The sequence below is a fragment of the Myroides sp. A21 genome, assembly GCF_000807225.1.
GTDB classification, from domain to species: Bacteria; Bacteroidota; Bacteroidia; order Flavobacteriales; family Flavobacteriaceae; genus Flavobacterium; species Flavobacterium odoratimimum.
The window spans coordinates 3309214-3332458 of record NZ_CP010327.1 but is presented as its reverse complement, the minus strand read 5'-3'; the positions used below and the strand labels follow the sequence as shown (position 1 = coordinate 3332458).

The following is a 23245-nucleotide window of genomic DNA, read 5'->3' as shown; positions in this document are numbered from 1 at the left end:
GTAATATAATACTTTAATGATTGAATTGTATAGTATTGTTATAGAGTGTTTTGAATATAATTGGCTAACTCAGCAATTTTATCTTCATTGCGTTTATAGTAAGTCCATTGTCCATTTCTAGTAGAAGTAAGTAGTCCAATATTTACCATATTCGTTAAATAAGCTGAGGTGGTAGATTGAGAAAGACCTGCTTTTTTTTGGATAACACTCATGCATACCCCAAACTCGTGTACTTCAGGTTCGATGTCTTCTAGTTCAAAGAAATCGTGTGGAGTCTTAAGCCATTTTAGGATTTGTACTCTGTGTTCGTTTGATAAAGCTTTAAATAGTTCAGTCATTTCTATATATCGAGAATTTACGATACAAAGGAAATGAAAATATTTGAATTAATAAAGTATTTGTTTGCACTATATCTTAATGAATTGATTTGTATTGTGATAAATAGGATTATTTTTGTACAAAATGAGATGTAATGACCACCAAACTATTTACTTTCTTTCTATTTCTATTTATAGTTGCTTGTACAGACACTAAGCATTTAGATAATCAGCAATACGACATTTTAATCAATGAGTACTATAAGACAGGTACTGTTGAGGTAGACGATATTGGAAATATTGCAGAGCGCAAGGTGATTGGAAATATTCTTAAGGGATTATCCCATTTAGAGGTAACTGATAGTATTAATGATATTACTACTTCACTTTTTTTAGAAAGTGTATCTATGGTAGAAAAGTCTTCTAATGTAGCATTGAAGGAATGGGTGTATAGTGAGGTTGGGTTCTATTATTATTCTTATAACTATTATTACGAAGCTTCTCCCTATTTTATCAAGATTGCTAAAACTTTAGAGAATAAAGGTGTTGTATTAGATGTACAAGCAAAAAATATTTTGTTGCGTACAGCTTATTTCTTTGAGACCATGAATATGAATGAGAGCGCTATCATTTATTACAGAAAAGCTTTGGAAGAAGGGGAAAAGGAGCAGCTAAATAACAGTGCTATTTTATGGGGCTTAGGAGCAGTATATGCTAAAGTAGATAGTCTAGAGCAATCCATGCATTACTATGAATTGGCAAAAGAAACGTCCTTATCGTATAAGGACACCCTTAGATACGCCAAAAGTTTAGGAGGTATAGCATCAGTTTATCAAAAACAAGGAGATATAGAGAAAGCAGAGTTATACCTGAAAGAGGATATAGCAATTAGCCAACAATTAGGTGAGGAGAGGAATCTAATGTATAGTCAGATACAATTGGGGAAATTATACATAGATCGCAAGCAATATGATCTTGCAGAAGAAGTTTTAAAAAACTCTTATGAGATTACTAAAACTAAAAGCTACTTAGCAGGCTTTGAAAGAGAAATTATATCTTATTTACTCGATATCGCTAAGGCTCGTAGGATAGACACAGAAGAGCTCTTTTATAGAAGGGAGTTAGATCAAATAGACAGTGTGATAGAAGCTAGGGAAGGTGAAGAGGTCATTAATAAAATTAATTGGAATACTAATCTTGAGAGAGTAAACTGGGAGCTAGAGGCGGAAAAAAGCTTCTCAGAAAGAGTGAGATATCAACGACTACTCTTGCTGAGTACTACTGTTCTTCTGACGCTTATCTTGTGTATGGTGTACTTCTTTTCTAAACGAATTCTAAAGCTTCAAAAATATGCTTATGAAGGGAAGCTATTGGATTTTCAGTTATCTAAAATAAATTCAGAGAATAAGTTAAAAGAGACGAAAGCATCATTAGCATCTTATCAAGTATATCTAAGTGAAAAAACCGCACAAATAGCAAAATTAGAACATGAGTTAAATAAGGCTTCTCACTCTTCTAAGGAGATCTTCAAGGAAAAGCGTCCTGCTATAGAAGAATTACTTCGTTCTCATCTGATGACAGAGGAGAATTGGGTTTTATTTAAAGAAACCTTTAGAGAAGAACAAGCAGTCTATTTTAATGAAATTATTACTCAGTTTCCTGACTTGACCGAGTCTAATCTACGCATTGTGTTGTTGCAAAAAATGGAATTGACTAATCAAGAAACTGCAAATATTTTAGGTGTAACTATTGATGCAGTTAAAAAAGCAAAACAGCGATTAAAGAAAAAATATGAAGATGATTACTCTGCTTTATTTAGTAAAGAGTAGTCTAACCGAAGTAAATAAAATACAATTTTTAAAAGCATTATCTGTATAGGTAATGCTTTTTTTTTATGTGTTAAAGGCTTCATTTTAAGGATGGTTATTTTTTGTCCACCCTATTGTCCACCCCCTTTAAACACTAGAATTTACCTACTTATAATACTTTTACCTACTGAAGCTAATTTCTGAATTTCACCACACTCAACGAATAGCATATTGTAGAGATTTTAATTTCTCTAGTCGCCTTAATAAATTGTATTTGTCTTCAATTTGTTATTGCTAAGTGTGGTTGGAATATCGTATAATTCTAACACACCACATTATGAAGAAATTTCTACTCTTATTCTTTCTAATTTTTAGCCCGATGCTCTTCGCGCAGACGAGTACCGAAGCTTTTGAAACAGAGTCAGCTGGTTCCACTAGTTTTACTGATAATGGGGTAACTTTTAATATTATTTCACATACTAGTACTTTTAATATAGTTAACTATCCGGCGACAGGCTGGAGTGGAACAGTTAATGATAATCAGTACATAGACAATTCAAATAGTGTAGGTCCTAGTAGCCCTTCTTTTTCTATAAAGACCACATCTAATTTATTTAAAGTAAATCGCTTTTGGGTATATGTAGCGGATAAGTTTACTAATCTAAATGCAACAGGATCATTGACTATCACTGGTAAGTTAAGTGGTGCAACTAAATTTACTCAAACTAAGACCAATAATTTTGTTACTTCATTAGGAAGTACTAATGGCTATACATTAATAGATTTGACTAATCTGAATGGTCAGAACTATAGTAATATAGTCATTGATGAGTTACAACTAACTTTAGGAGGTAATTATTACTATCTAGGCCTTGATGCATTTACGTGGGTGAAGGATTCTAATATAGTTACTACAGACTCTCAATCATTTATCACTACTTGGGAAGTGCCTAATGATAACGGTAGTATTAAACTCTATACAGATACTAATAAGTATAAGTATAATTATAATGTGAGTTGGGAGAATATAGATGACTCCGATAAGAAAAGTAAACCTCTACCTAACTTCAAAGGTGATTGTGTCATATCTAATCTACCTAAAGGGAAATATAGGGTAATGATAACAGGTGATTTTCCATATTTTAACGTAGCTAAGGATTTCGAAGATCCAAATGCAAAGCAGTTACTTACTGTAGAGCAATGGGGGACGCAACTTTGGAAAAGTATGCATAAAACTTTTCAGTCTGCTTCTAATCTTATTCATATAGGTAAAGATATTCCTAATCTTACTCAGGTGACAGATATGTCAAGGATGTTTGATTTTGCAATCTCTTTTAATGGAGATTTGAGTAAATGGGATGTATCGAAGGTGACTGACATGCAGTATATATTTTCCGGAGCAAGTTCTTTTAATGGTGATCTAAGCAAATGGAATGTATCTAGTTTAAAAAATATGCAGAGTATGTTTCATGCCGCAGTTGCTTTTGATGGTGATTTGAGTCAGTGGAATGTATCTAGTGCTACTAATATGATTCAAGTATTTGCTTACGCAATGAGTTTTAATAGAGATTTGAGTAGATGGAATGTCTCTAATGTGACAGATATGCAGTCGATGTTTTTAGGAGCGAGTTCCTTTAATAGGGATTTGAGTAAATGGAACGTTTCTAGGGTTATAGGTCCGTATGGTATGTTGAGTATGTTGGAATATTCAGGCATGTCTGTATATAATTATGATGCTACATTAAAAGGATGGGCTAATTTATCTACAATAAATAGTAATATGATTTTAGGAGCTACTGGATTAAAATACTGTACAGCGAATACTGAACGAGATAAGTTAATAAAAGAAAAAGGATGGAAGATAAATGGAGATATTAAATTAGGTAGTGAATATATTTTAAAAGATAAAAGTGTAGTGTATGATGGGAAGGCACATAAACTAGAATTAGAGTTACCTCATAGTTTTAGAGGTACTTATGAAATAGTAGATTCTTCAAATAATGTAGTATCTGATGCTATCAATGCTGGTATTTATACAGTACGTGCAATTAGTGAATGTGATCAAAGTGTACTTCATACTGCAACTTTAACAATTACTCCTGCTGTCTTAACAGTAACAGCTACTCCTCAGTCTAAAGTATATGGAGCAGTTGATCCTAAGCTTGATTACACAATATCAGGATTAGTAAATAATGATAAAGAGACTGATGTATTATCAGGTAGTTTATCTCGTGAGGTAGGAGAGAACGTTGGTAATTATGCTATAACTCAGGGTGACTTAAAAGCGAATGGTAATTATACATTAGTCTTTAAAGGAGCTGATTTGACAATTGGAAAAGCCCCATTAACAGTAACAGCTAATCCTCAGTCTAAAGTATATGGTTCAGTTGATCCTAAGTTTGATTATACAGTATCAGGATTACAGTTTATAGATAAAGAGACTGCTGTATTATCAGGTAGTTTATCTCGTGCAGTAGGAGAAGATGTTGGTACTTATGCTATAGCTCAAGGTGATTTAAAAGCGAATGGTAATTACGCTTTAAGTTTTACAGGAGCTGATTTGGTTATTACTCCAGCTGTATTAATTGTAAGTGCTACTGCTCAGTCTAAGATATATGGAGCAGTTGATCCTAAACTTGATTATGCGGTATCAGGATTACAGTTTATAGATAAAGAGACTGCTGTATTATCTGGTAGCTTAAATCGTATAGCAGGAGAGGATGTTGGCACTTATGCTATAACTCAAGGAACGTTAATAGCTAATAGTAATTATGTTTTAAGTTTTACAGGGGCTGATTTGGTTATTACTCCAGCACTATTAACTGTAAGTGCTACTGCTCAGTCTAAAGTATATGGAGTAGCTGATCCTGCGCTTGATTATGCGGTATCAGGATTACAGTTTATAGATAAAGAGACTGCTGTATTATCTGGTAGCTTAAATCGTATAGCAGGAGAGGATGTTGGCACTTATGCTATAACTCAAGGAACGTTAATAGCTAATAGTAATTATGTTTTAAGTTTTACAGGGGCTGATTTGGTTATTACTCCAGCACTATTAACTGTAAGTGCTACTGCTCAGTCTAAAGTATATGGAGATGTTGATCCTGCGCTTGATTATACAGTATCAGGATTAGTAAATAACGATAAAGAGATTGATGTCTTATCAGGTAGTATATCTCGCGCAGTAGGAGAAGATGTTGGTACTTATGCTATTACTCAAGGAACGCTAATAGCTAATAGTAATTACTCTTTAAGTTTTACAGGGGCTGATTTGAATATTATTCCTGTTGTCTTGACAGTAACAGTTAATCCTCAGTCTAAGGTATATGGAGCAGTTGATCCTAGTCTAAGTTATACCGTATCAGGATTAGTAAATAATGATAAAGAGACTGCTGTATTATCAGGCAGTTTATCTCGTGCAGTAGGAGAAGATGTTGGTACTTATGCTATTACTCAAGGTGATTTAAAAGCGAATGGTAATTATGCTTTAAGTTTTACAGGGGCTGATTTGAATATTATTCCTGTTGTCTTGACAGTAACAGTTAATCCTCAGTCTAAGGTATATGGAGCAGTTGATCCTAGTCTAAGTTATACCGTATCAGGATTAGTAAATAATGATAAAGAGACTGCTGTATTATCAGGCAGTTTATCTCGTGCAGTAGGAGAAGATGTTGGTACTTATGCTATAGCTCAAGGTGATTTAAAAGCGAATGGTAATTATACAGTTGATTTTATAGGAGCTAATTTGACTATTGAAAAAGCACCTATCATAGGAATGGTATTAAAAGGAGGTACTTATGTTTATGACACTAAAGAGAAATCAGTTTTACTTAGTAGTACGCTACCTATTGGGACGAAAGTAACCTATAAGAATAATAAGCAAACAGAGGCAGGTGAATACGAAGTAACTGCTTTAATAGAAGGTGATAATTATATACCATTACTTCTAAAAACAAAACTAATTATCAATAAGGCTCCCCAACATATAGAGTTTAATGCTTTATCACCTGTGTTATATGATAATTTATTACAGCTTCAATTGATAGCAAACAGTAGTGTAGACTTGCCAATAAATTATACCTATATGAATGTTGGAACTACTGTAGTAGCGACAGTGACTTCCACTGGTTTAGTCAAAGTATTGCATCCAGGTAGCGTTGTTATAACTGCTCATCAAGATGGGAATAATAATTATGAACCTGCTCAGAGTGTGAGCCAAATCTTAATAATTAAAAGTGATAAAGCTGAGATAAATAGCTTGATTATTAACGGTAGAGAAATAGGTGAATTATCTTCTAATAAATTATTTATGCTTCATTGTGACGAGATAGATAAACAAGTAGAAGTAGAGTTGGTTACTAGTGAGGGCGCTTCAGTGAATATCGGAAATCATTTCTTTATTGATACCCCTAAAGCAGGTATTTATAACAGAGAGATAGTTGTAAAGTCTCATAGTGGAACAATAACGAATAGATACATTTTATCTATAGAAAGACCTTTTAATTTTGAGGATATAGTTATACAGAAATTCGATAATACTTTATTAGTAAACAACAATCCATTGACTAATGGTGGGTATCGTTTTATGGGGTATAAATGGTTTAAAAATGGCAAGTTGATAGGTACAGAACAAGTGTACTCAGTAGGAAATCATAGAGATGATTTATTAGATATAGATGCTTTATACAGTCTAGAGTTGACTACTGATAAGGGAGAGATAATACACAGCTGTCCAGCTATGATAAAATACACACATACTAATAGTATTAAACTCTATCCAAACCCTGTAGTGAAAAATGGGGTAATGGAAATAGCACTAGATTATCCAGAGTCAAGTTTGAAAAATATTATAGGTTCTGTATATAGTTTGACAGGACAGTTTTTATTCAAAGTATCACTTGAAAATAAGATTTCAGAAGTGATATTACCAAATACTTTGGTAGAAGGTGTTTATCTTATGATTATTAAGATAGAAGGACAGAATAAAGTATTCAGATTTATGGTTAAACCTTAATTAAAAGTAAAGTGAAAAGAAAAAATATATATGGATTTATGCTTGTTGTACTAAGTTGTACAACAAGCTTTGCACAAGAGGTAGACTTTTCTATAGGAGGATACTTTACAAATAGTTTAAAAACAGACAACGATTATGATACAAATACATCATTAGGGTATCAAATAGGAGTAGGGTATCGCTATTATTTAAATTCACAGTGGAGCTTGGGAGCAGAAATAAACTATAAGTATAGTAAACTTGATTTTATACAGCGAAACGTTAAAGAGAATTGGTCTGTTATAGATATAGAAAATCATGATTATGAATTTAGATACAATAGTAAATATAGAAAAGAAAGCGTGTCTTTTAATACCTTTCAAATCCCATTAACCATACAATATGAAACTAAAGGGATAGTGAAGTGGTATATACGTTCTGGAGTAAGTATAGGTATTATAACAGGGGATAGTAAGAGTAAAATAACAATGAATGATTTGCATACATCAGGGTATTATAAAGATTGGGATGCAGAACTTCACGGACCACATTATATGGGGTTTGGAGCATTTGGGAATCAGACTCAAAAGAGAAATTTAGACCTTTCTACAAGGTATTCGTGGCTGTTAGAAACAGGAGTGAAGCAAGAACTAGGAAATAAACAAAACTTATATGTAGGTGTCTTTCTAGATTTAGGATTAACTAATTTAGTTAAAGATAATAAGAGAATAGATACACCAATTAGCCATGTAAGCAATTATGATAATCCACTAGAATATCACAGTATATGGACACAAGAAAAGTATAAAGACATAAACTTAAAAGACTATTATATCGGTATTAAGTTAAGATATTCATTTAGTCTATAATATAAGAGATTTATAAAAAAATCTCTTATCTCATTTCACCTTATCCTCACAATTTAAAATATGAATAAACCAATTACCCCAGAAACACTAAAAGAAATTGCTTTTAATGTTACATTAGAACAATACAATGATATTATTGAGAAATTGCACCATAGCGCTAGTAAAGGTCAGAAATCATTGCTGATAGATAATCTTTCTGATACTGTTCAGAGTCGATTAATAGAAGAAGGTTATAAAATAAAGCCTTATGTTAAATATCAATACGATTATCTTCTGCGTAAAAAGAGAAAAAAATACTACGTAATTAGTTTTTAGATACTTTTAAATATCAAAGGTTAGCTCTTACAAGCTAACCTTTGGTATTTAATTAAACTATATTGAAAAACAGAAATAAAATAGGATTTATTCTTCAGATTTTTGTTGTTTTGCTTTTTGACGTAGAACATATAAGTAAAGGCTTTCGACTTTATCTCTTGCCCAAGGTGTTTTTCGTAAGAATTTTAAAGAAGAGTTAATGCTAGGGTCATGAGTGAAGCATCTGATATTAATCTGATTGCCTAATTCCTCGAATCCGTTATAGTATTCTACTAATTCTTCTAGAATATCGACTAGTTTCTTTCCGTGTAATGGGTCTTTTGATACTTGCATATATCGTATATTTTAAACAAAGATAATTGATTCTATATTGATGTTATTAAGGAGGTTATTTTGTGCTTATTTATCAATAAACTCTTCTCCCCATTTTAAGAATGCTCGTAGAATAGGTTCTAGCATTTGTCCCTTATGTGTCAAGGTATAATTTACCGTAGGAGGAACAGTAGGGAGAGCATCTCTAGTGATGATATTTGTCTGTTGTAATTTTTTTAGTTCCTTGACTAACATTCGTGTATTAATATTGGGAATTTCTCTTTCTAATTCACTAAATCGTTTAGTCCCATCAAAGAGTGTAAATATGATAGGAATAGACCATTTTCCCCCAACTATTTCTAAAACATCGTGTAGGGTACATTTGTGTTCAACTTTTTCTATTTTATTTTTCGTCATAAGTGATTGGCTATGAGTAATACAGTAATTTATGGTATTACTATACAAAAGTGTTACTACTTGCAAAAGTAAAGTATTGAGCTTAGGTTTACAACTAAATTTTAAATCAAAAACATGAGATTCCGATCTATTTGTAAGATGTTGCTTATCTTAAGTAGTTTGTTTTACAGTGTTTCAATTGTTGCTCAACAACAAGATGAAGTGGTTAATAAAGACAGTGTAGTAGTTAACCCGCCTATTAATGTAGAGACATTAATAGGAAGTAGAGGAGTTACCTTTAATATGCTCCTTAACAAGAAGTTTCAGAGTTTACCTAAAGTAGGTTTCTTTAGTGTCGTAAATTATGTAGGAGAGTGGGGAGAGCCAGATGTAAAGGATAGGATGATTCAAGGACAGTTAACCTATACCGTAATGAAAGGATTAGATATAACTGCTGGGTTTCACTATGATCCAGAGTTTGGAGTTAAACCTGCAGCTGGATTATTATATAGTTGGGTTAAAAAGGATTGGGCTATTGTTCTTAATGGAAGAGTAGATATTATGTCAAAGCCTGCTTATGAAGGAATGGCCTTAGTAGAATATACTCCTAAGCTTAATGATACTTTTAAACTTTATACAAGAGCACAGGGATTATATGGATATGCAACAGAGTGGAAAGGACATTCTCGAAGTTATATCCAAGGGCGAGTAGGTCTGAGCTATAAAGAGTTTAGTTTTGGAGCTGCTGCTAATATAGATTTCTATGGTCCTTTAAAAGTAAATGAAAATAGTTTTGGAGGCTTTGTAACAATGTTATTATTCTAACTTTTCCTGATTAAAGTAAGATGTCTTCGTGATATCAGTTATTAGTCTTCTAGAAAATCCCAATTGTAATAATTGGGATTTTTGCTTTATTTATTATCTAATTTAAAAGAGTGCAAGTTATAAATTTGATGATTATTTCTATTTATTCACATTTTGTAGCTTGTTTAGTATTGCTCTAAACAAGAAAATTAAAGGTTATCATCAATAATCATAATTAGTATTTATAATTATTACAATTTTATTATTTTAAGTTATAAATGTTGGTACTTAGTCTGTTAGGTCTTATGTTTGAAGTTTTTATTCAAATCAAAGAGAGATATTATTCAGCTATTATTTAAAAAATTATAAAAAAATGTTTGCGCATTAAAATATAATCCTTTCATTTGTACAAGAATAAAAAATCAAAAAATGAGAATAAATAATTTAAATATGGTAATGTGTATGTGTAAATGCTTTTCAAAAGAGGAGTAGTCTATTCGTACGTTGTATTTAAATTAAATCAATATATAGAAGCTCCTTATTTAACGATAAGGGGCTTTTTTTATGCATTTATACTATGTTATCAAAACGATGTAAGTATGCCTTAAAAGCAATGGTGTGTCTAGCAAGAGTATATCAAAATGGGCACTTAACTATAGCTACTATAGCAGAAAAAGAAAATATACCGAAGAAGTTTCTAGAGCAAATATTACTAGAGCTTAAGAGAGTAAAGTTAGTAAATAGTAAAAAAGGACTAGCTGGAGGGTATTATTTAATTAAAGATCCTAAGGAGGTATCAGTAGCTGATTTGTATAGAATATTTGATGGGCCTATTGCATTGACACCATGTGTATCTATAAACTACTATGAACCATGTGATGACTGTGAAGATGAAGTAAGTTGTTATCTGAGAAAACAGTTTATGGAGATTAGAGATAAGACAAGAAAGAGCATGTCAGAAGCTACGCTTCAACGCTTTATAGACGGAGATTAAAAAAATTTACACCTAAAGACTACTAAAATGATAGAGATTATAGTTTATTGAAAAAAAGAATAATATGAGTTTAAAAAATCAATATGAAAAACTGCTTGAGGGTGGGTTAGAAGCCTTGTCCTTTAAAGAACAGATGAAGTATTTAAAAGAACATTTTGAATCAATAACGTTTTCAACAAGTTTCAGTTATGAAGACCAAGTTATCACCCATCTTTTAAAAGATGAAAAAGAGGTTTCTTTTTTTACACTAGATACAGGGAGACTCTTCGATCAGACTTACGATACATGGAGTCTCACTTTAGCAAAGTATAAAATTAATATTACAGCCTATTTTCCAGAGAGTAGTCTTATAGCAGAGTTTGTCAATAAGAATGGACCAGATAGTTTCTACAAATCTGTAGAATTGAGAAAAGAGTGTTGTACTATTCGAAAGGTATTACCTCTGCAGAAAGCCTTAAAGAATCAAGAAATATGGATTACAGGTTTAAGAGCAGAACATTCTCCTAATAGACAAAGCTTGACTCCTTTTGAATGGGATGAACACAATCAAATTATCAAGTTTCATCCTCTGCTATCTTGGTCTACAGAGGAAGTAACAGCGTTTATAGAGCAAAATCAGATTCCCTATAATCCACTACATAAGCAAGGTTATATCAGTATTGGTTGTAGCCCATGTACAAGAGCGATAAGAGAAGGAGAAGATTTTAGGGCAGGAAGATGGTGGTGGGAAGATGCTTCAAAAAAAGAATGTGGATTACACTTAAAACAATAGAATAAATAGTATTAACAGATATGATAGAAAACAATTATTTAGAAACTTTAGAACAAGAGGCAATTTATATTTTGAGAGAAACAGCTGCTCAATTTGAGAAACCAGCCTTGTTGTTCTCTGGAGGAAAAGACTCTATTGTCTTGGTTCACCTGGCACTAAAAGCATTTAGACCAGGTAAATTTCCTTTTCCATTAGTCCATATTGATACAGGACATAATTTTCCTGAGGCTATTGCATTTAGGGATAAGTTAGTGGACCAAATAGGAGAAAAACTAATAGTAGGAAGTGTAGAAGATAGTATTAGAAAGTACAAATTAAAGGAAACACAAGGTCGTTTTCCTTCTAGAAACTCACTACAAGCTTATACTTTATTAGATACTATTCAAGAGCATGAATTTGATGCATGCATAGGTGGGGCAAGAAGAGATGAGGAAAAAGCTAGGGCAAAAGAAAGGATATTTTCTCTAAGAGACGATTTTGGTCAATGGGATCCTAAGCTCCAAAGACCTGAGCTTTGGGATATTGTCAATGGGAATATGCAGACAGGGCATAATACCAGAGTATTTCCTATTAGTAATTGGACAGAGCTAGATATCTGGAATTATATTAAAGCAAATGATATTGAATTGCCAGGATTGTACTTTGCTCATGAACGTGAATGTATTGAGTACAATGATAAATTAATAGCTCTTTCTAGTTTTACTCCAGCTGTTGAAGGAGAAAAAGTAGTCAAATCATCTGTGCGTTATCGCACTGTAGGAGATATGACTTGTACAGCAGCAATAGCTTCTAATGCTATAACAGTAGACGATATTATTGAGGATATAAAAAACTCAAGAATAAGCGAGAGAGGACAGACTAGATTAGATGATTTATTATCTGAATCAGCTATGGAAGACAGAAAGAAGAAAGGATATTTTTAATTGTAGTAAATAAAGTAAAATGGAAACATTAAAATTTATAACAGCAGGGAATGTAGATGATGGGAAAAGTACTTTAATTGGTAGATTACTGTATGATTCTAATAGTATCTCAACAGATCATTTAGGCGTTTTAGCAAGTAAATCAGATATAGGAGAAGAAACGATTGACCTAGCTTTAATTACTGATGGATTAAGAGCAGAACGTGAACAAGGTATTACAATAGATGTAGCATATAAATACTTTTCTACAGTTAATAGAAAGTTTATTATAGCAGATTCTCCTGGACATCAGCAGTATACTAAAAATATGATTACTGCGGCATCTGTATCCGATTTGATTATCCTATTAATTGATATCAGAAAAGGAATTACAGAACAGACCAAACGTCATGCTTCAATCGCTTCTCTGATGGGAATTAAAAAAGTCGTTGTAGCAATCAATAAAATTGATTTAGTAGACTATAACGAAGGTATTTATGAGGAGATTAAGTCAGACTTTGAAGTATTAAGAAGTCAATTAACCTTTACAGAAGTTGTTTATATCCCTATTAGTGCTCTACAAGGAGATAATATTGTAAAGTCTTCATCACTAACTCCTTGGTATACGGGTAAAACCTTGTTAGAGGTCTTAGAGACCATTCATATAGAAAGCCAATTGAGAAATGAAGCTCGTTTTCAAGTACAATTTATTATTAGACCTCAGACGAAGGAGTATTTAGATTATAGAGGGTATGCAGGCTTAGTATTAAGTGGTCAATATAAAGTAGGAGATAGGGTAAGAATACTTCCAAGTAATATTTCTACAACTATCACAAAGTTAGAGAAGAATCTTAGAGATGTATCTAATGTTATAGCAGGTGATAATGTTGTAATGCATTTTGATGCAGATCTGGATATTAGCAGGGGAGATACAATTTATTTAGAAGAACAAAAAGCACCTTTAGCAACGAATAAGCTTACTTCTTGGATAAGTTGGTTAGATACAGAAGATCTGCAATTAGGTAAAACGTATATTTTACAACATCGTTTTCACAGTGTTCGAGTTAAAATCAAATCGATAGATAGAAAGTGGGATATAAATACTCTTGAGTTTAACATAGGTGAAGAGGTGAGCTTAAACGATATCGCACAAGTTAGCCTACAAACCAATCAAGCATTAAACTATGATCCTTTTGTAGAAAATTCTAAAACAGGGAATGCTATTCTAGTAGACGAGACCTCTTATAATACTGTAGGGGCTTTAATGTTCTTGTAAACTACTTTTTACAAGTATGAGGGACTACATATATAACAAGACAATAAAGAATAGAGTACCTAATAAAGAGCTATTTGAAACTTGGTTAGATCGATTCTATAATTGGTTGTTTACCAATTATAACTATGAATCGTTTGCTTGTTTTTTAGCTGAAGAACAGACTTTGTGTCTTGAACTGGAAGTGGTATTACAAAGAGTTATTACTAAAGATAAAGCAGGTCTTAAAGCACAACTGTTTTTTAATCAAGTAGAAACGTTGTATAAATTATTAGAGTCTGATTTAGAGGGATATATGAGTTATGATAAGTCTGTTCAGTCTAAATCAGAAATAATAGCTTTTAACTCAGGTTTTTTAGCGATGTATCTCTATAGGGTCTCACAGGTATTTATTGATCTAGGGATAACTGTTTTGCCTCAGATAGCTAATCGATATGGATACCGTCTTACGGGAATAGATATTAGTCCATTTGCAAAAATAGGTAAACAATTAATACTTATCAATGGTTTAGGAGTTGTGATAGGGAGTACAGTAGTTATAGGAAATAATGTAAGAATACACCAAGGAGTAATCTTAGGAGAACATAGACAGATATTAGATTTGTGTTTAAAGGAATCTATTGTGATTGAAGATAATGTTGTAATACGAGAAAGAGTTTCTATTACAGGAAAAGCCATAACGATTGGTAAAGGATCAAGGATAGGACCAAATCTTCATATACCAAGCTCTATTGAAGCTAATTCCAATGTAGAATTAGATAGTCAATATCGCATAAGAATAAATGAAATAATAATAAAGTAACCAAATTAAAAACCAAAGAGAATATAAAATGAAAGTAGAAAGTATTTTAGGAACAATTGGAAATACTCCAATTATAGGATTAAATAGATTCTTTCCAGGATCAAAACAAACTTGGATAAAGCTTGAAAAAACAAATCCAGGAGGAAGTATTAAAGATCGTATTGCCTTGGCAATGATAGAAGATGCTGAGAAGCAAGGTTTGTTAAAACCAGGAAGTGTTATTATAGAACCAACATCTGGAAATACAGGAATAGGACTTGCTCTGGTAGGAGCTGTTAAGGGATATGATGTTATTTTAGTTATGCCCGAGTCAATGAGTGTAGAGCGAAGAAAATTGATGGAGATATATGGAGCTAAATTTGAATTAACTCCACGAGAAAAAGGAATGAAAGGAGCTATTGAAAAAGCAACCGAATTAGTTCAAGAAATTCCTAATGCATGGTCACCAAGACAATTTAATAACCCTGTGAACGTAGATATTCACAGTAGAACAACTGCATTAGAAATTATTCAAGATTTTCCTGAAGGATTAGATTATTTAGTGACAGGAGTCGGAACAGGAGGGCATATTACGGGGGTATCTAAAGTATTAAAAGAGAAATATCCCAATCTGAAAGTGATTGCTGTAGAACCTGATACTTCTGCTGTATTAAGTGGAGAACCTTCTGGACCACATACTATACAGGGGATTGGGGCAGGCTTTATTCCAGAAATATTAGATTTTAATTTAATAGATAAGGTTGTAAAGATTTCAAAAGAAGAAGCATTTGAAGTAGTAAAAGAAGTTGCTAAAAAAGAAGGTTTACTAGTAGGAATCTCTACAGGAGCATCATTGGCAGCTATTACAAAATTATTGCCTTCTATAGAAGATGGTGCTAAGATATTGACATTTAACTATGATAATGGAGAACGCTACTTATCAGTAGAGGGGCTATTTTAATTCTTGATTGTGATGAATAGTGGAAAAGTTATACTAGCAGGTGCTGGTCCAGGAGATCCTGAGTTAATAAGTCTGAAGGCACTTCGGTATTTAAAAACGGCAGATATAATTCTGATAGATCGTTTAGTCTCGCCTGAGCTTATCGAACTGTATGTCAATAAGACGACAAAGGTTATTTACGTAGGTAAACAGTGTTCTAAAGGGATACATACACCACAGCAAGAGATTAATGAGTTAATGGTTTCGTATGCTAAATTAGGAATGACTGTACTTAGATTAAAGGGAGGAGATGTTTCTATATTTTCTAATATTCTTGATGAATTGCGAGTATTAAAAGAAAATAGAATAAAATATGAGATTATCCCAGGCATTTCTGCAGCATTAGGTGCAGCAGCTTATAGTGCTATTCCTTTGACTAGTAGAGGATATAGTCGTGCAGTTCGTTTCTTGACTTTATTTGATACGATTAGTATAGAACAAGATACTTGGAGAGATTGGGCAAAGACAGAGGATACACTAGTATTCTATATGAGTGGGCAAAAGCTGAAGTATTTAGTACAAGCCTTGCTATCACAAGGGATAGCGTCAGAGAAAGGAATTGCTATTATTCAACAGGCAAGTACTATCTATCAGAAGACAACTGTATATTCTTTTAGAGATATTATGGAAAAAGAGCTGATTGCCTTTGAGTATGTACCAACTTTATTTATTGTGGGTAAAGTAGTTGAATTACATGAGCAATTTGCTTGGAAAGAAGAAATAAAAGAAGGAGAATACTATTCTTATTTTGATAATCATATAAAAGAGTTTCAATATGCAATTTGATCAAAAAATAACAAGTTTACAGAAGCAGGTTGAAAACTATTCGCGAGAAGAACTAATCTGGTTTAATGGTTACCTCTCAGGCTTGTTAGCCCAAAATGAGATACAGCCAAGTAATCCAATTGCTGTTAATCAAAGTTCAAAAGTATCAGTGAAGCCTCTTATTCTTTATGGAAGTGAAACAGGAAATAGTAAGAAAGTAGCACTAGAACTTCTAAAGCTTTGCAAACAGAATAAGTTACAAGCTAAGAGTTTAGACTTAGCTACATATAAAGTTGAAGATTTGAGTAAAGAAGATTTTATCATTCTTATTTGTAGTACACAAGGGGAAGGAGAACCACCTCTTTCTGCTCAGAAATTCTTTGATTCCTTATCTAAAGTAAAACTTGAATTGAGTAACGTAAGGTATTGTTTATTAGCGTTAGGAGATTCTTCTTATCCTCTTTTCTGTAAAGCAGGAGAAGATCTAGATAAATTATTACTTCAACAAGGAGCGCAATCTATTTTACCTCTAAAAAAGTTAGATGTAGATTATAAAGAATATACTGCTACGTGGTTTAAAACAGTCTTAGATACTATAGAGAAATCTAGAGGGAGTATTGTAAAAGAAGGAAATCATAAAGACATTAATGCACAGATTACAGTAGAAAAACCTAATGTAAAAAAGGAGTATCAAGGGGTAGTTAGTCACAATGTATTATTGAACGATAGAGAGTCTAATAAACAAACCTATCACCTAGAAATTCGCAGTGATATCACTATAGACTATCAGCCAGGAGATGCCATAGGGGTTTACCCTCCCAATAAGCTAGGTACAATGATAAGTATAGCTAAGTTATTGGGCGAAGAGAGTAGATATGAAGAGTTAGAGGGGGTGAGCATTACAGGGCTTACAAAAGGGGTAATAAATAAGTTATCAACTTATTTAGGAGTAGATATTATTGAAGATAGGATTGACTTATTGGACCTTTTAGAAATCTATACTAATAGAAAGTCAATAGAACTAGATGGGATAAAAGCGATTCTACAGCCGATTGTACCAAGGCTTTATTCTATTTCGTCTTCTAATTTAGCTCATGAGGATGAAGTACACTTAACTATAGCTTTAGATCAGTTCTTGGTAGGAGCAGAAAAGAAACAAGGGTTGTGTTCTTCTTATTTTTCTGAATTAGAGGTTGGACAAGAACTCTCATTCTATATTCATAGAAATAGTGAGTTTTATTTACCTGATTCTAATAAGGATATTATTATGATAGGACCAGGAACTGGTATTGCACCATTCAGAGGTTTTATTGAACATAGAGATACAAGTGGAGCAGAAGGACGCAATTGGTTATTCTTTGGAGAACAGCACTTTGTATGTGATTTTTACTATCAGACAGAAATACAACAATGGTTAGAAAGTGGTGTTTTAACAAACCTAGATACTGCTTTCTCTAGAGATCAAAAGCATAAAATATATGTTCAGGATAGGCTAAGAGAAAGAGCTATTGAAGTGTGGGACTGGATAGAATCAGGTGCTATAATTTATGTTTGTGGGCAGAAGTCTCCTATGAGTGAAGATGTTGAACGTGTACTTGTTGAAATCATTATGGAGCAACAAAACACTTCTTTTAAAGCGGCTGAAGAGTATTTAGAAGAAATGTTTTTAAGTGGACAATATAGAAAAGATGTGTATTAAAAAAAGACGAAATGAATCAAGATAAACTATCTCCTATAGAAGGGATAAAAGAAAAAAGCGACGGCTTACGAGGTACGTTAGCACAGAGCTTAAAAGATAATTATACAGGGAATGTAAGGCCTGATGATGAAGCTTTAATTAAGTTTCATGGAATGTATGTCCAAGACGATAGAGATAGACGACAAGAGAGAGCAGAAAAGAAACTAGATAAGCTGTATTCTTTCATGATTAGACTTCGCATACCAGGAGGAGTAATCTCTGCGAAGCAATGGCTGGCTATACATGAAATATCAGAACTATATGGTACAGGTGTATTAAAGATAACAACTAGACAAACTATACAGTTACATGGATTATTAAAGCACCAATTAAGTGATACAATACAAGGTTTTCTTCTTGCTAAACTAGATGCTATTGCTGCATGTGGTGATGTCAATAGAAATGTAATCTGTAGTTCTCATCCACAAGTTTCACCTGTTTTTGAGCAAATTCATCATTATGCAGATAAGATATCTAAAATGCTCTTGCCTAAGACACAGTCTTATTATGAAGTATGGATAGATAACGAAAAGATTTATGATCGATCTATTGAAGCTGATCCTTTATATCAGGACAAGTACCTTCCAAGGAAATTTAAAATAGCCATTGCAATTCCACCAACGAATGATGTAGATGTATTTGCTAATGATATTGGGCTTATTGCTATCGTTGAAGACGATAGATTGATTGGGTTTAACATTGCTATAGGAGGTGGATTATCTACAACACATGGCAATGAGCAAACCTATTCAAGATTAGCTACTGTTATAGGCTTTTCTGACAATGAAGAAGATACGATGAAGTTGATTTATGAAGTATTGACTATACAACGAGATTATGGAAATCGTTCAGACAGAAAGCTTGCTCGTCTAAAATATACTCTTGACAGATTAGGAGTAGAGAACTTTGTCAAGGAACTAGAACATAGAGCAGGAGTACAGCTTCAACCAGCTAGAGCGTATGAATTTACAGAGCGTAATGATAGATATGGATGGCAGCAAGCTCATGATGGTAAATGGTATTATACTTTATTTGTTGAGAATGGTGTAGTACAAACTTATCAAAAAGAGTTCTTATATAATTTATCTAAACTAGCCGTTTCCGATTTTAAATTTACTTGTAATCAGAATTTAATACTTGGAGAAATTGAAGAAGAAGACAAATGGTTAGTAGAGAAGTTATTGGTAGAACACGCAATAGAATTGAGAAATTCAAAACTAAGAGAGAGTTCTATGTCATGTGTGGCATTACCAACTTGTCCATTAGCTTTAGCTGAGGCACAGCGTTATTTACCAGAGCTAATTTCTAAAGTTGAACCATTACTAGCTAAACATAATCTAGGTGAAGAAGAGATTAGTATTCGAATGACAGGATGTCCTAATGGTTGTGGTCGTTCATATTTAGCTGAGATAGGCTTTGTAGGTACTGGTTCACAAGAGTATAATCTTATGCTAGGAGGAGACCGATATGGTACTCGATTAAATCAACTATATAAGAAAAAGATAAAAGAAGAAGAGATCTTATCGCATTTAGATAATTTATTTGGCCAATACAAAGAAGAAGCTTTAGCTAAAGAAACTTTTGGGGACTTTACCTATAGAAAATTCTTTGCTTAAAAAATAAACTAAAACTACCACCACAAAACAATTATTCAATGAAAGTCTGTTGCATTTTTATTACTTCTTTCCTGTTCTAAGGAACTATAAGAGCTACTTTATCTCAGAGTAGTTTAATCACTATTAAACATTGTAAAACAAATTGTAGATCAATCTGCCAGATTGGTCCTGAGGGACTTATATCTCTTTTTTTATTCTTTAAGTATATGATTTTATAGTTAAAGGGTTGTAATATAATAGATTATGAAAAACACATTATTCCCAATATTTCTAAAAACGACTCATTCCAATTTTTTAATTGTAGGAGGAGGTAATGTTGGTTTAGAGAAAACAAAAACATTGCTAAAACAAAATGAACTAACTCATATTACGGTTGTTTCTATTGATTTTAAACCTGAATTCTTTGAATTAAAAACCACCCATGCTAATCTAATATTGAAGCATAGAAGCTTTCTAATAGAAGATTTGTATCAAATGGACTTAGTAGTAATAGCGACGAATAATACTGGCTTAAATCAAGAAATAAAAGCTTTAGCCAATAGTAAGGGATTATTAGTCAATGCAGCTGATCAGCCAGACTTATGTGATTTTTATCTTGGGTCTATCGTAACCAAAGGACAACTAAAGATAGCCATATCTACTAATGGTCAATCACCTGTATTGGCTCGTAGAATGAGAGAGTATTTAGAAGAAGAAGTGCCTGATAATGTAAGCGATAGTATAGAACATTTAAATCAGTATAGAGCACGTCACAAAGGAAATCTAAGAGAAAAGCTCAATAGTTTAAATCGAGTAACATCCGTTATGACCAATCGTAATTATGAGAGAAAACAACTTTTTTCTAAAATCTTTAGACTCACTACTCTTGTGTTAGTTTTTGTATTGGGATATGCTTTATCTAATGTTATTACGTTTCATGATATTCAAGCTGGCTTAGCGAGTATGCCTTCAGAGTTTTACTATGTTTTCATTATTGGATTTTTAGCACAGATAGTTGATGGTGCATTAGGATTGGGATATGGAATGACTTCAGCCTCAGCTATGATGGCTATGGGGCTAAGTCTTCCCACTATATCAGGGAGCATTCATACTGCAGAGATGTTTTCTAGTGCAGTATCTGGATACACACACTACAAGTTTAAAAATGTAAATAAGAAACTACTGCTCTGGCTGAGTATTCCTGGAGTAGTAGGGGCTATTTTAGGGTCGTTGTTTGTGATCTATATTGGTAGTGAGTATGAGTATATCGCTTATCCATTTGTAGCATTATACTTAATGATTATTGCTATTAGGTTAATTAGTTTAGCGTTAAGAAACTCAGTAATCAGAAAGAAAGTCAAATACGTTGGTTTTCTAGGCTTTTCAGGAGGTTTCTTTGATGCTTTTGGAGGAGGAGGCTGGGGGCCTATAGTTACTTCTACGCTTCTAACTAAAGGAAGACCTACTAGATATGTCGTAGGGACAGTATCCTTAGCGGAGTTCTTTGTAACTTTTGCTGCTTCTATGGTTTTCTTTTCGAAGTTGGGATTCGGTTATTGGTATATCTTCTTAGGCTTAGCTTTAGGAGGGGTATTTGCAGCTCCTTTAGCAGCAAGGCTAGCTGGTAGAATGCCTAAACGCATCTCTTATATCTGTGTAGGATTATTGGTTTTTGTAGCTAGTTTAAGAATAGTCATTAAGTTTATATAGGATGAGTAAGAAAGAACAATAGACTTGTCGGTTTTATACAATTTTACTTGTAACTCCTAGTCTAGTTTTGCACTAGAATATTTAATAATAAAACCATGCAAGACATTCAAAAAGTAGTTAGAACTACTCCAACAACGTTATCAAGACCAGTAGGGAATTATTCACATATCACTATTGTGCCTAAAAATGCAACTATTTATACTTTCTCTGGACAGATAGGTACTGACGGTAATGGTGTGATACCAATTGACTTTAATCAACAAGTAGACAATACGTTTAGCAATATTGCTGCCTTGTTAGAAAGCCAAAACCTAACAGAGGTTGATATTATAAAAGTTAATATTTGGGCAACTAAAGAGATTGATTGGGATTATTTTGATAGCGTATGGAGGGAGTTCTTTAAAACTGGAAATCCTTCTATGACTGTAGCTTATATCTCAGCTTTAGGACTTCCTGAGATTGATTTGGAGATCGAGATTTGGGCAGCTAAGGTCTAATCTATTAGAAGAAATAGATAAAGTGCTTCGAATAATCCATCTATTTCTTTTGAATGTCCATTTTTCATTTGACCATAAAAGGAGTCCTTTACAAAAAATAAACCACTATGGACTGAAAGTCCATAGTTTGTTAAAGCAGACTAAAGTCTGCCTGTGTGGAAATACAGAACTTAGTAGTTTTACTTAAAACTAACTTTTAAAATATCGTAATTTCAGAATGCACTAGATAACCAATTCACAAATAACAACAACCAATATTGTGAAAGGTTTTTAGAAGCTGAAAGCTAAATGCACTAAAGTGCATAGTTTTAACTACCGTCTGCGACCAATAAAATTTATGAGTCAATTAGATGCAAAGCAATTCCCTATAGTAAAAGTAATTATTCAATCTGTCAATGAAGGACATGATCAAGATCAGTATTTTAATGACTATGAAGCATTACTAAAAACAGGTAAAAAATTTGTTATGATTAATGAGGTGAGCGCACCTGATGTAAAGGATACTAAGAGTAACAAGGATCACATGAAGAAAATGAACCTGTGGATGAAAAAGAATAGAGAGCAACTACGCAATAATGTATTAGCCATGATACAAGTAGAACCTAATGAAGAAAAACGCCAAGTAGCAATAGACTTTAAAGAGATTTTCTTTAAGTATTGGGGGCATGAACTTTTTGTAGTCTCTACTGCAGAAGAGGCATTAGTATTAGCAAATGAAAAATTACTAATAGTAAATAAGTAACCATTAGATTTAATATCTAATAAGTCACTTGAGGTTGTTTTTATAGTCCATAAAAAATCCTACAGACAATAGCGTTTGTAGGATTTTTTGGTTTATAAAAGTGACAATAACCTTTAAAAGGTTATTTAAAACTAGTTTCAAAAGTACTTTTAAAAACTTGAATTTCTTTCTTCGTAGTTACAGAAATAAGCTTGTATAAGTCCTCAGGTATAAACTTATTTTTCTCTATAATATCTTTGATAATGTACTCTTCATTGGTTTCTATATCGACTACTTTGTCTTTAACTTTCATGTGTTCTCTTTTAGTTTGAAAGCAAAATTAAGAAGAAAAGAAGAGTATTGCTCTTCTTTTTTTAGCTAAATAGACAATAAAAATCACCTTTAAAAGAAAGAAATAAACTATAAATTACTTTTTAAGGCGACTAGTGTTCTAAATTAAATTTAAAAGAAATAATTTACTTTTTAGTATTCAATAAAGGGATAATGGCTAGCTTATTAATTAAACAAGTTAGCTCTTTTTTAGTTATCCTATAGCTTATGTACTTCTGATTGGATCTAATTGTAAATAGGTTTATACTCTGTCAGCATTAAGTCTGTAATGACTCCGTTAAAATAGCATATTTAACGGAGTGAGTACGGACTCATAACGGACTCACTACGGA

General features: G+C 32.7%; 21 protein-coding genes. 17 read left to right on the top strand and 4 right to left on the bottom strand.

Annotated elements, in window-relative coordinates; all coding sequences use genetic code 11:
* Nucleotides 1-38: 38 nt before the first annotated feature.
* Complete coding sequence (locus MYRA21_RS14870) at nt 39-338, bottom strand: helix-turn-helix transcriptional regulator (protein WP_006260167.1); 300 nt, start codon at nt 336-338, stop codon at nt 39-41.
* Nucleotides 339-472: 134 nt separating this feature from the next.
* Between MYRA21_RS14870 and MYRA21_RS14865 the strand changes: the two genes are divergently transcribed.
* The 4 genes from MYRA21_RS14865 to MYRA21_RS14850 all read left to right on the top strand — a co-directional run bounded on the left by MYRA21_RS14865 (nt 473) and on the right by MYRA21_RS14850 (nt 8302).
* A complete protein-coding gene (locus tag MYRA21_RS14865) occupies nt 473-2146 on the top strand; it encodes a tetratricopeptide repeat protein (RefSeq protein WP_006263641.1) in 1674 nt (557 codons plus the stop codon).
* A gap of 316 nt (nt 2147-2462) precedes the next feature.
* Nucleotides 2463-7139 carry an MBG domain-containing protein gene (locus MYRA21_RS14860; protein ID WP_144246099.1) on the top strand — a complete coding sequence of 1559 codons (4677 nt, stop codon included), beginning with the start codon at nt 2463-2465 and terminating at the stop codon, nt 7137-7139.
* An 11-nt stretch (nt 7140-7150) separates the two neighbouring features.
* Entirely contained in the window at nt 7151-7987 is an 837-nt protein-coding gene (locus MYRA21_RS14855; RefSeq protein WP_230486190.1) for a porin family protein, read from the top strand.
* A 60-nt stretch (nt 7988-8047) separates the two neighbouring features.
* Nucleotides 8048-8302: a hypothetical protein gene (locus tag MYRA21_RS14850; protein WP_006260392.1), complete on the top strand. Its 255-nt coding sequence runs from the start codon at nt 8048-8050 to the stop codon at nt 8300-8302.
* A gap of 87 nt (nt 8303-8389) precedes the next feature.
* Here MYRA21_RS14850 and MYRA21_RS14845 read toward each other — a convergent pair whose 3' ends face one another.
* Both MYRA21_RS14845 and MYRA21_RS14840 read right to left on the bottom strand, forming a co-directional pair.
* A complete protein-coding gene (locus tag MYRA21_RS14845; RefSeq protein ID WP_006260391.1) occupies nt 8390-8635 on the bottom strand; it encodes a VF530 family DNA-binding protein in 246 nt (81 codons plus the stop codon).
* A 66-nt stretch (nt 8636-8701) separates the two neighbouring features.
* Nucleotides 8702-9031: a helix-turn-helix domain-containing protein gene (locus MYRA21_RS14840; protein ID WP_006260390.1), complete on the bottom strand. Its 330-nt coding sequence runs from the start codon at nt 9029-9031 to the stop codon at nt 8702-8704.
* Between the two features lie 114 nt (nt 9032-9145).
* On the opposite strand from MYRA21_RS14840, the gene MYRA21_RS14835 reads away from it, so the two are divergent.
* The 13 genes from MYRA21_RS14835 (at nt 9146) to MYRA21_RS14775 (ending at nt 22583) form a co-directional block, all read left to right on the top strand.
* The gene (locus tag MYRA21_RS14835; RefSeq protein ID WP_006260389.1) at nt 9146-9835 is read left to right on the top strand and encodes a hypothetical protein; all 690 of its coding nucleotides are present in this window, start codon (nt 9146-9148) and stop codon (nt 9833-9835) included.
* A 556-nt stretch (nt 9836-10391) separates the two neighbouring features.
* On the top strand, nt 10392-10808 hold the full coding sequence (locus tag MYRA21_RS14830; RefSeq protein WP_073144814.1) for an Rrf2 family transcriptional regulator: 417 nt from the start codon (nt 10392-10394) through the stop codon (nt 10806-10808).
* 64 nt (nt 10809-10872) lie between these two features.
* Nucleotides 10873-11580 (top strand): phosphoadenylyl-sulfate reductase, encoded by a 708-nt coding sequence (locus tag MYRA21_RS14825; RefSeq protein ID WP_006260387.1) that lies wholly within the window; start codon nt 10873-10875, stop codon nt 11578-11580.
* 20 nt (nt 11581-11600) lie between these two features.
* Nucleotides 11601-12503 (top strand): sulfate adenylyltransferase subunit CysD, encoded by a 903-nt coding sequence (cysD, locus tag MYRA21_RS14820; RefSeq protein WP_006260386.1) that lies wholly within the window; start codon nt 11601-11603, stop codon nt 12501-12503.
* 19 nt (nt 12504-12522) lie between these two features.
* A complete protein-coding gene (locus tag MYRA21_RS14815) occupies nt 12523-13758 on the top strand; it encodes a sulfate adenylyltransferase subunit 1 (RefSeq protein WP_006260385.1) in 1236 nt (411 codons plus the stop codon).
* Between the two features lie 16 nt (nt 13759-13774).
* A complete protein-coding gene (locus MYRA21_RS14810) occupies nt 13775-14557 on the top strand; it encodes a serine O-acetyltransferase (protein WP_006260384.1) in 783 nt (260 codons plus the stop codon).
* Nucleotides 14558-14585: 28 nt separating this feature from the next.
* Nucleotides 14586-15497 carry a cysteine synthase A gene (cysK, locus tag MYRA21_RS14805; protein ID WP_006260383.1) on the top strand — a complete coding sequence of 304 codons (912 nt, stop codon included), beginning with the start codon at nt 14586-14588 and terminating at the stop codon, nt 15495-15497.
* A 12-nt stretch (nt 15498-15509) separates the two neighbouring features.
* On the top strand, nt 15510-16322 hold the full coding sequence (gene cobA / locus MYRA21_RS14800) for a uroporphyrinogen-III C-methyltransferase (RefSeq protein WP_006260382.1): 813 nt from the start codon (nt 15510-15512) through the stop codon (nt 16320-16322).
* On the top strand, nt 16312-18000 hold the full coding sequence (locus tag MYRA21_RS14795) for a sulfite reductase flavoprotein subunit alpha (protein ID WP_039329596.1): 1689 nt from the start codon (nt 16312-16314) through the stop codon (nt 17998-18000). The genes cobA and MYRA21_RS14795 overlap by 11 nt, the downstream gene beginning before the upstream one ends.
* 11 nt (nt 18001-18011) lie before the next feature.
* The gene (locus MYRA21_RS14790; protein WP_006260380.1) at nt 18012-19655 is read left to right on the top strand and encodes an NADPH-dependent assimilatory sulfite reductase hemoprotein subunit; all 1644 of its coding nucleotides are present in this window, start codon (nt 18012-18014) and stop codon (nt 19653-19655) included.
* 243 nt (nt 19656-19898) lie between these two features.
* Nucleotides 19899-21344 carry a TSUP family transporter gene (locus MYRA21_RS14785; RefSeq protein WP_006260379.1) on the top strand — a complete coding sequence of 482 codons (1446 nt, stop codon included), beginning with the start codon at nt 19899-19901 and terminating at the stop codon, nt 21342-21344.
* Between the two features lie 95 nt (nt 21345-21439).
* Complete coding sequence (locus tag MYRA21_RS14780) at nt 21440-21841, top strand: RidA family protein (RefSeq protein WP_006260378.1); 402 nt, start codon at nt 21440-21442, stop codon at nt 21839-21841.
* Nucleotides 21842-22178: 337 nt separating this feature from the next.
* Complete coding sequence (locus MYRA21_RS14775; RefSeq protein ID WP_006260377.1) at nt 22179-22583, top strand: hypothetical protein; 405 nt, start codon at nt 22179-22181, stop codon at nt 22581-22583.
* 121 nt (nt 22584-22704) lie between these two features.
* On the opposite strand, the gene MYRA21_RS19185 is transcribed toward MYRA21_RS14775, so the two are convergent.
* On the bottom strand, nt 22705-22875 hold the full coding sequence (locus MYRA21_RS19185; RefSeq protein ID WP_006260376.1) for a hypothetical protein: 171 nt from the start codon (nt 22873-22875) through the stop codon (nt 22705-22707).
* Nucleotides 22876-23245 lie beyond the last annotated feature (370 nt).

Bases quoted from the DNA above. Each gene is read 5' to 3' on its own strand.
- MYRA21_RS14860 (WP_144246099.1), top strand. From the start codon at position 2,463: ATGAAGAAATTTCTACTCTTATTCTTTCTAATTTTTAGCCCGATGCTC.
- cysD (WP_006260386.1), top strand. From the start codon at position 11,601: ATGATAGAAAACAATTATTTAGAAACTTTAGAACAAGAGGCAATTTAT.
- MYRA21_RS14865 (WP_006263641.1), top strand. From the start codon at position 473: ATGACCACCAAACTATTTACTTTCTTTCTATTTCTATTTATAGTTGCT.
- MYRA21_RS14795 (WP_039329596.1), top strand. From the start codon at position 16,312: ATGCAATTTGATCAAAAAATAACAAGTTTACAGAAGCAGGTTGAAAAC.
- cobA (WP_006260382.1), top strand. From the start codon at position 15,510: ATGAATAGTGGAAAAGTTATACTAGCAGGTGCTGGTCCAGGAGATCCT.
- MYRA21_RS14870 (WP_006260167.1), bottom strand. From the start codon at position 338: ATGACTGAACTATTTAAAGCTTTATCAAACGAACACAGAGTACAAATC.
- MYRA21_RS14850 (WP_006260392.1), top strand. From the start codon at position 8,048: ATGAATAAACCAATTACCCCAGAAACACTAAAAGAAATTGCTTTTAAT.
- MYRA21_RS19185 (WP_006260376.1), bottom strand. From the start codon at position 22,875: ATGAAAGTTAAAGACAAAGTAGTCGATATAGAAACCAATGAAGAGTAC.
- MYRA21_RS14775 (WP_006260377.1), top strand. From the start codon at position 22,179: ATGAGTCAATTAGATGCAAAGCAATTCCCTATAGTAAAAGTAATTATT.
- MYRA21_RS14810 (WP_006260384.1), top strand. From the start codon at position 13,775: ATGAGGGACTACATATATAACAAGACAATAAAGAATAGAGTACCTAAT.
- MYRA21_RS14780 (WP_006260378.1), top strand. From the start codon at position 21,440: ATGCAAGACATTCAAAAAGTAGTTAGAACTACTCCAACAACGTTATCA.
- MYRA21_RS14785 (WP_006260379.1), top strand. From the start codon at position 19,899: ATGAAAAACACATTATTCCCAATATTTCTAAAAACGACTCATTCCAAT.
- MYRA21_RS14845 (WP_006260391.1), bottom strand. From the start codon at position 8,635: ATGCAAGTATCAAAAGACCCATTACACGGAAAGAAACTAGTCGATATT.
- MYRA21_RS14840 (WP_006260390.1), bottom strand. From the start codon at position 9,031: ATGACGAAAAATAAAATAGAAAAAGTTGAACACAAATGTACCCTACAC.
- MYRA21_RS14830 (WP_073144814.1), top strand. From the start codon at position 10,392: ATGTTATCAAAACGATGTAAGTATGCCTTAAAAGCAATGGTGTGTCTA.
- cysK (WP_006260383.1), top strand. From the start codon at position 14,586: ATGAAAGTAGAAAGTATTTTAGGAACAATTGGAAATACTCCAATTATA.
- MYRA21_RS14815 (WP_006260385.1), top strand. From the start codon at position 12,523: ATGGAAACATTAAAATTTATAACAGCAGGGAATGTAGATGATGGGAAA.
- MYRA21_RS14835 (WP_006260389.1), top strand. From the start codon at position 9,146: ATGAGATTCCGATCTATTTGTAAGATGTTGCTTATCTTAAGTAGTTTG.
- MYRA21_RS14825 (WP_006260387.1), top strand. From the start codon at position 10,873: ATGAGTTTAAAAAATCAATATGAAAAACTGCTTGAGGGTGGGTTAGAA.
- MYRA21_RS14790 (WP_006260380.1), top strand. From the start codon at position 18,012: ATGAATCAAGATAAACTATCTCCTATAGAAGGGATAAAAGAAAAAAGC.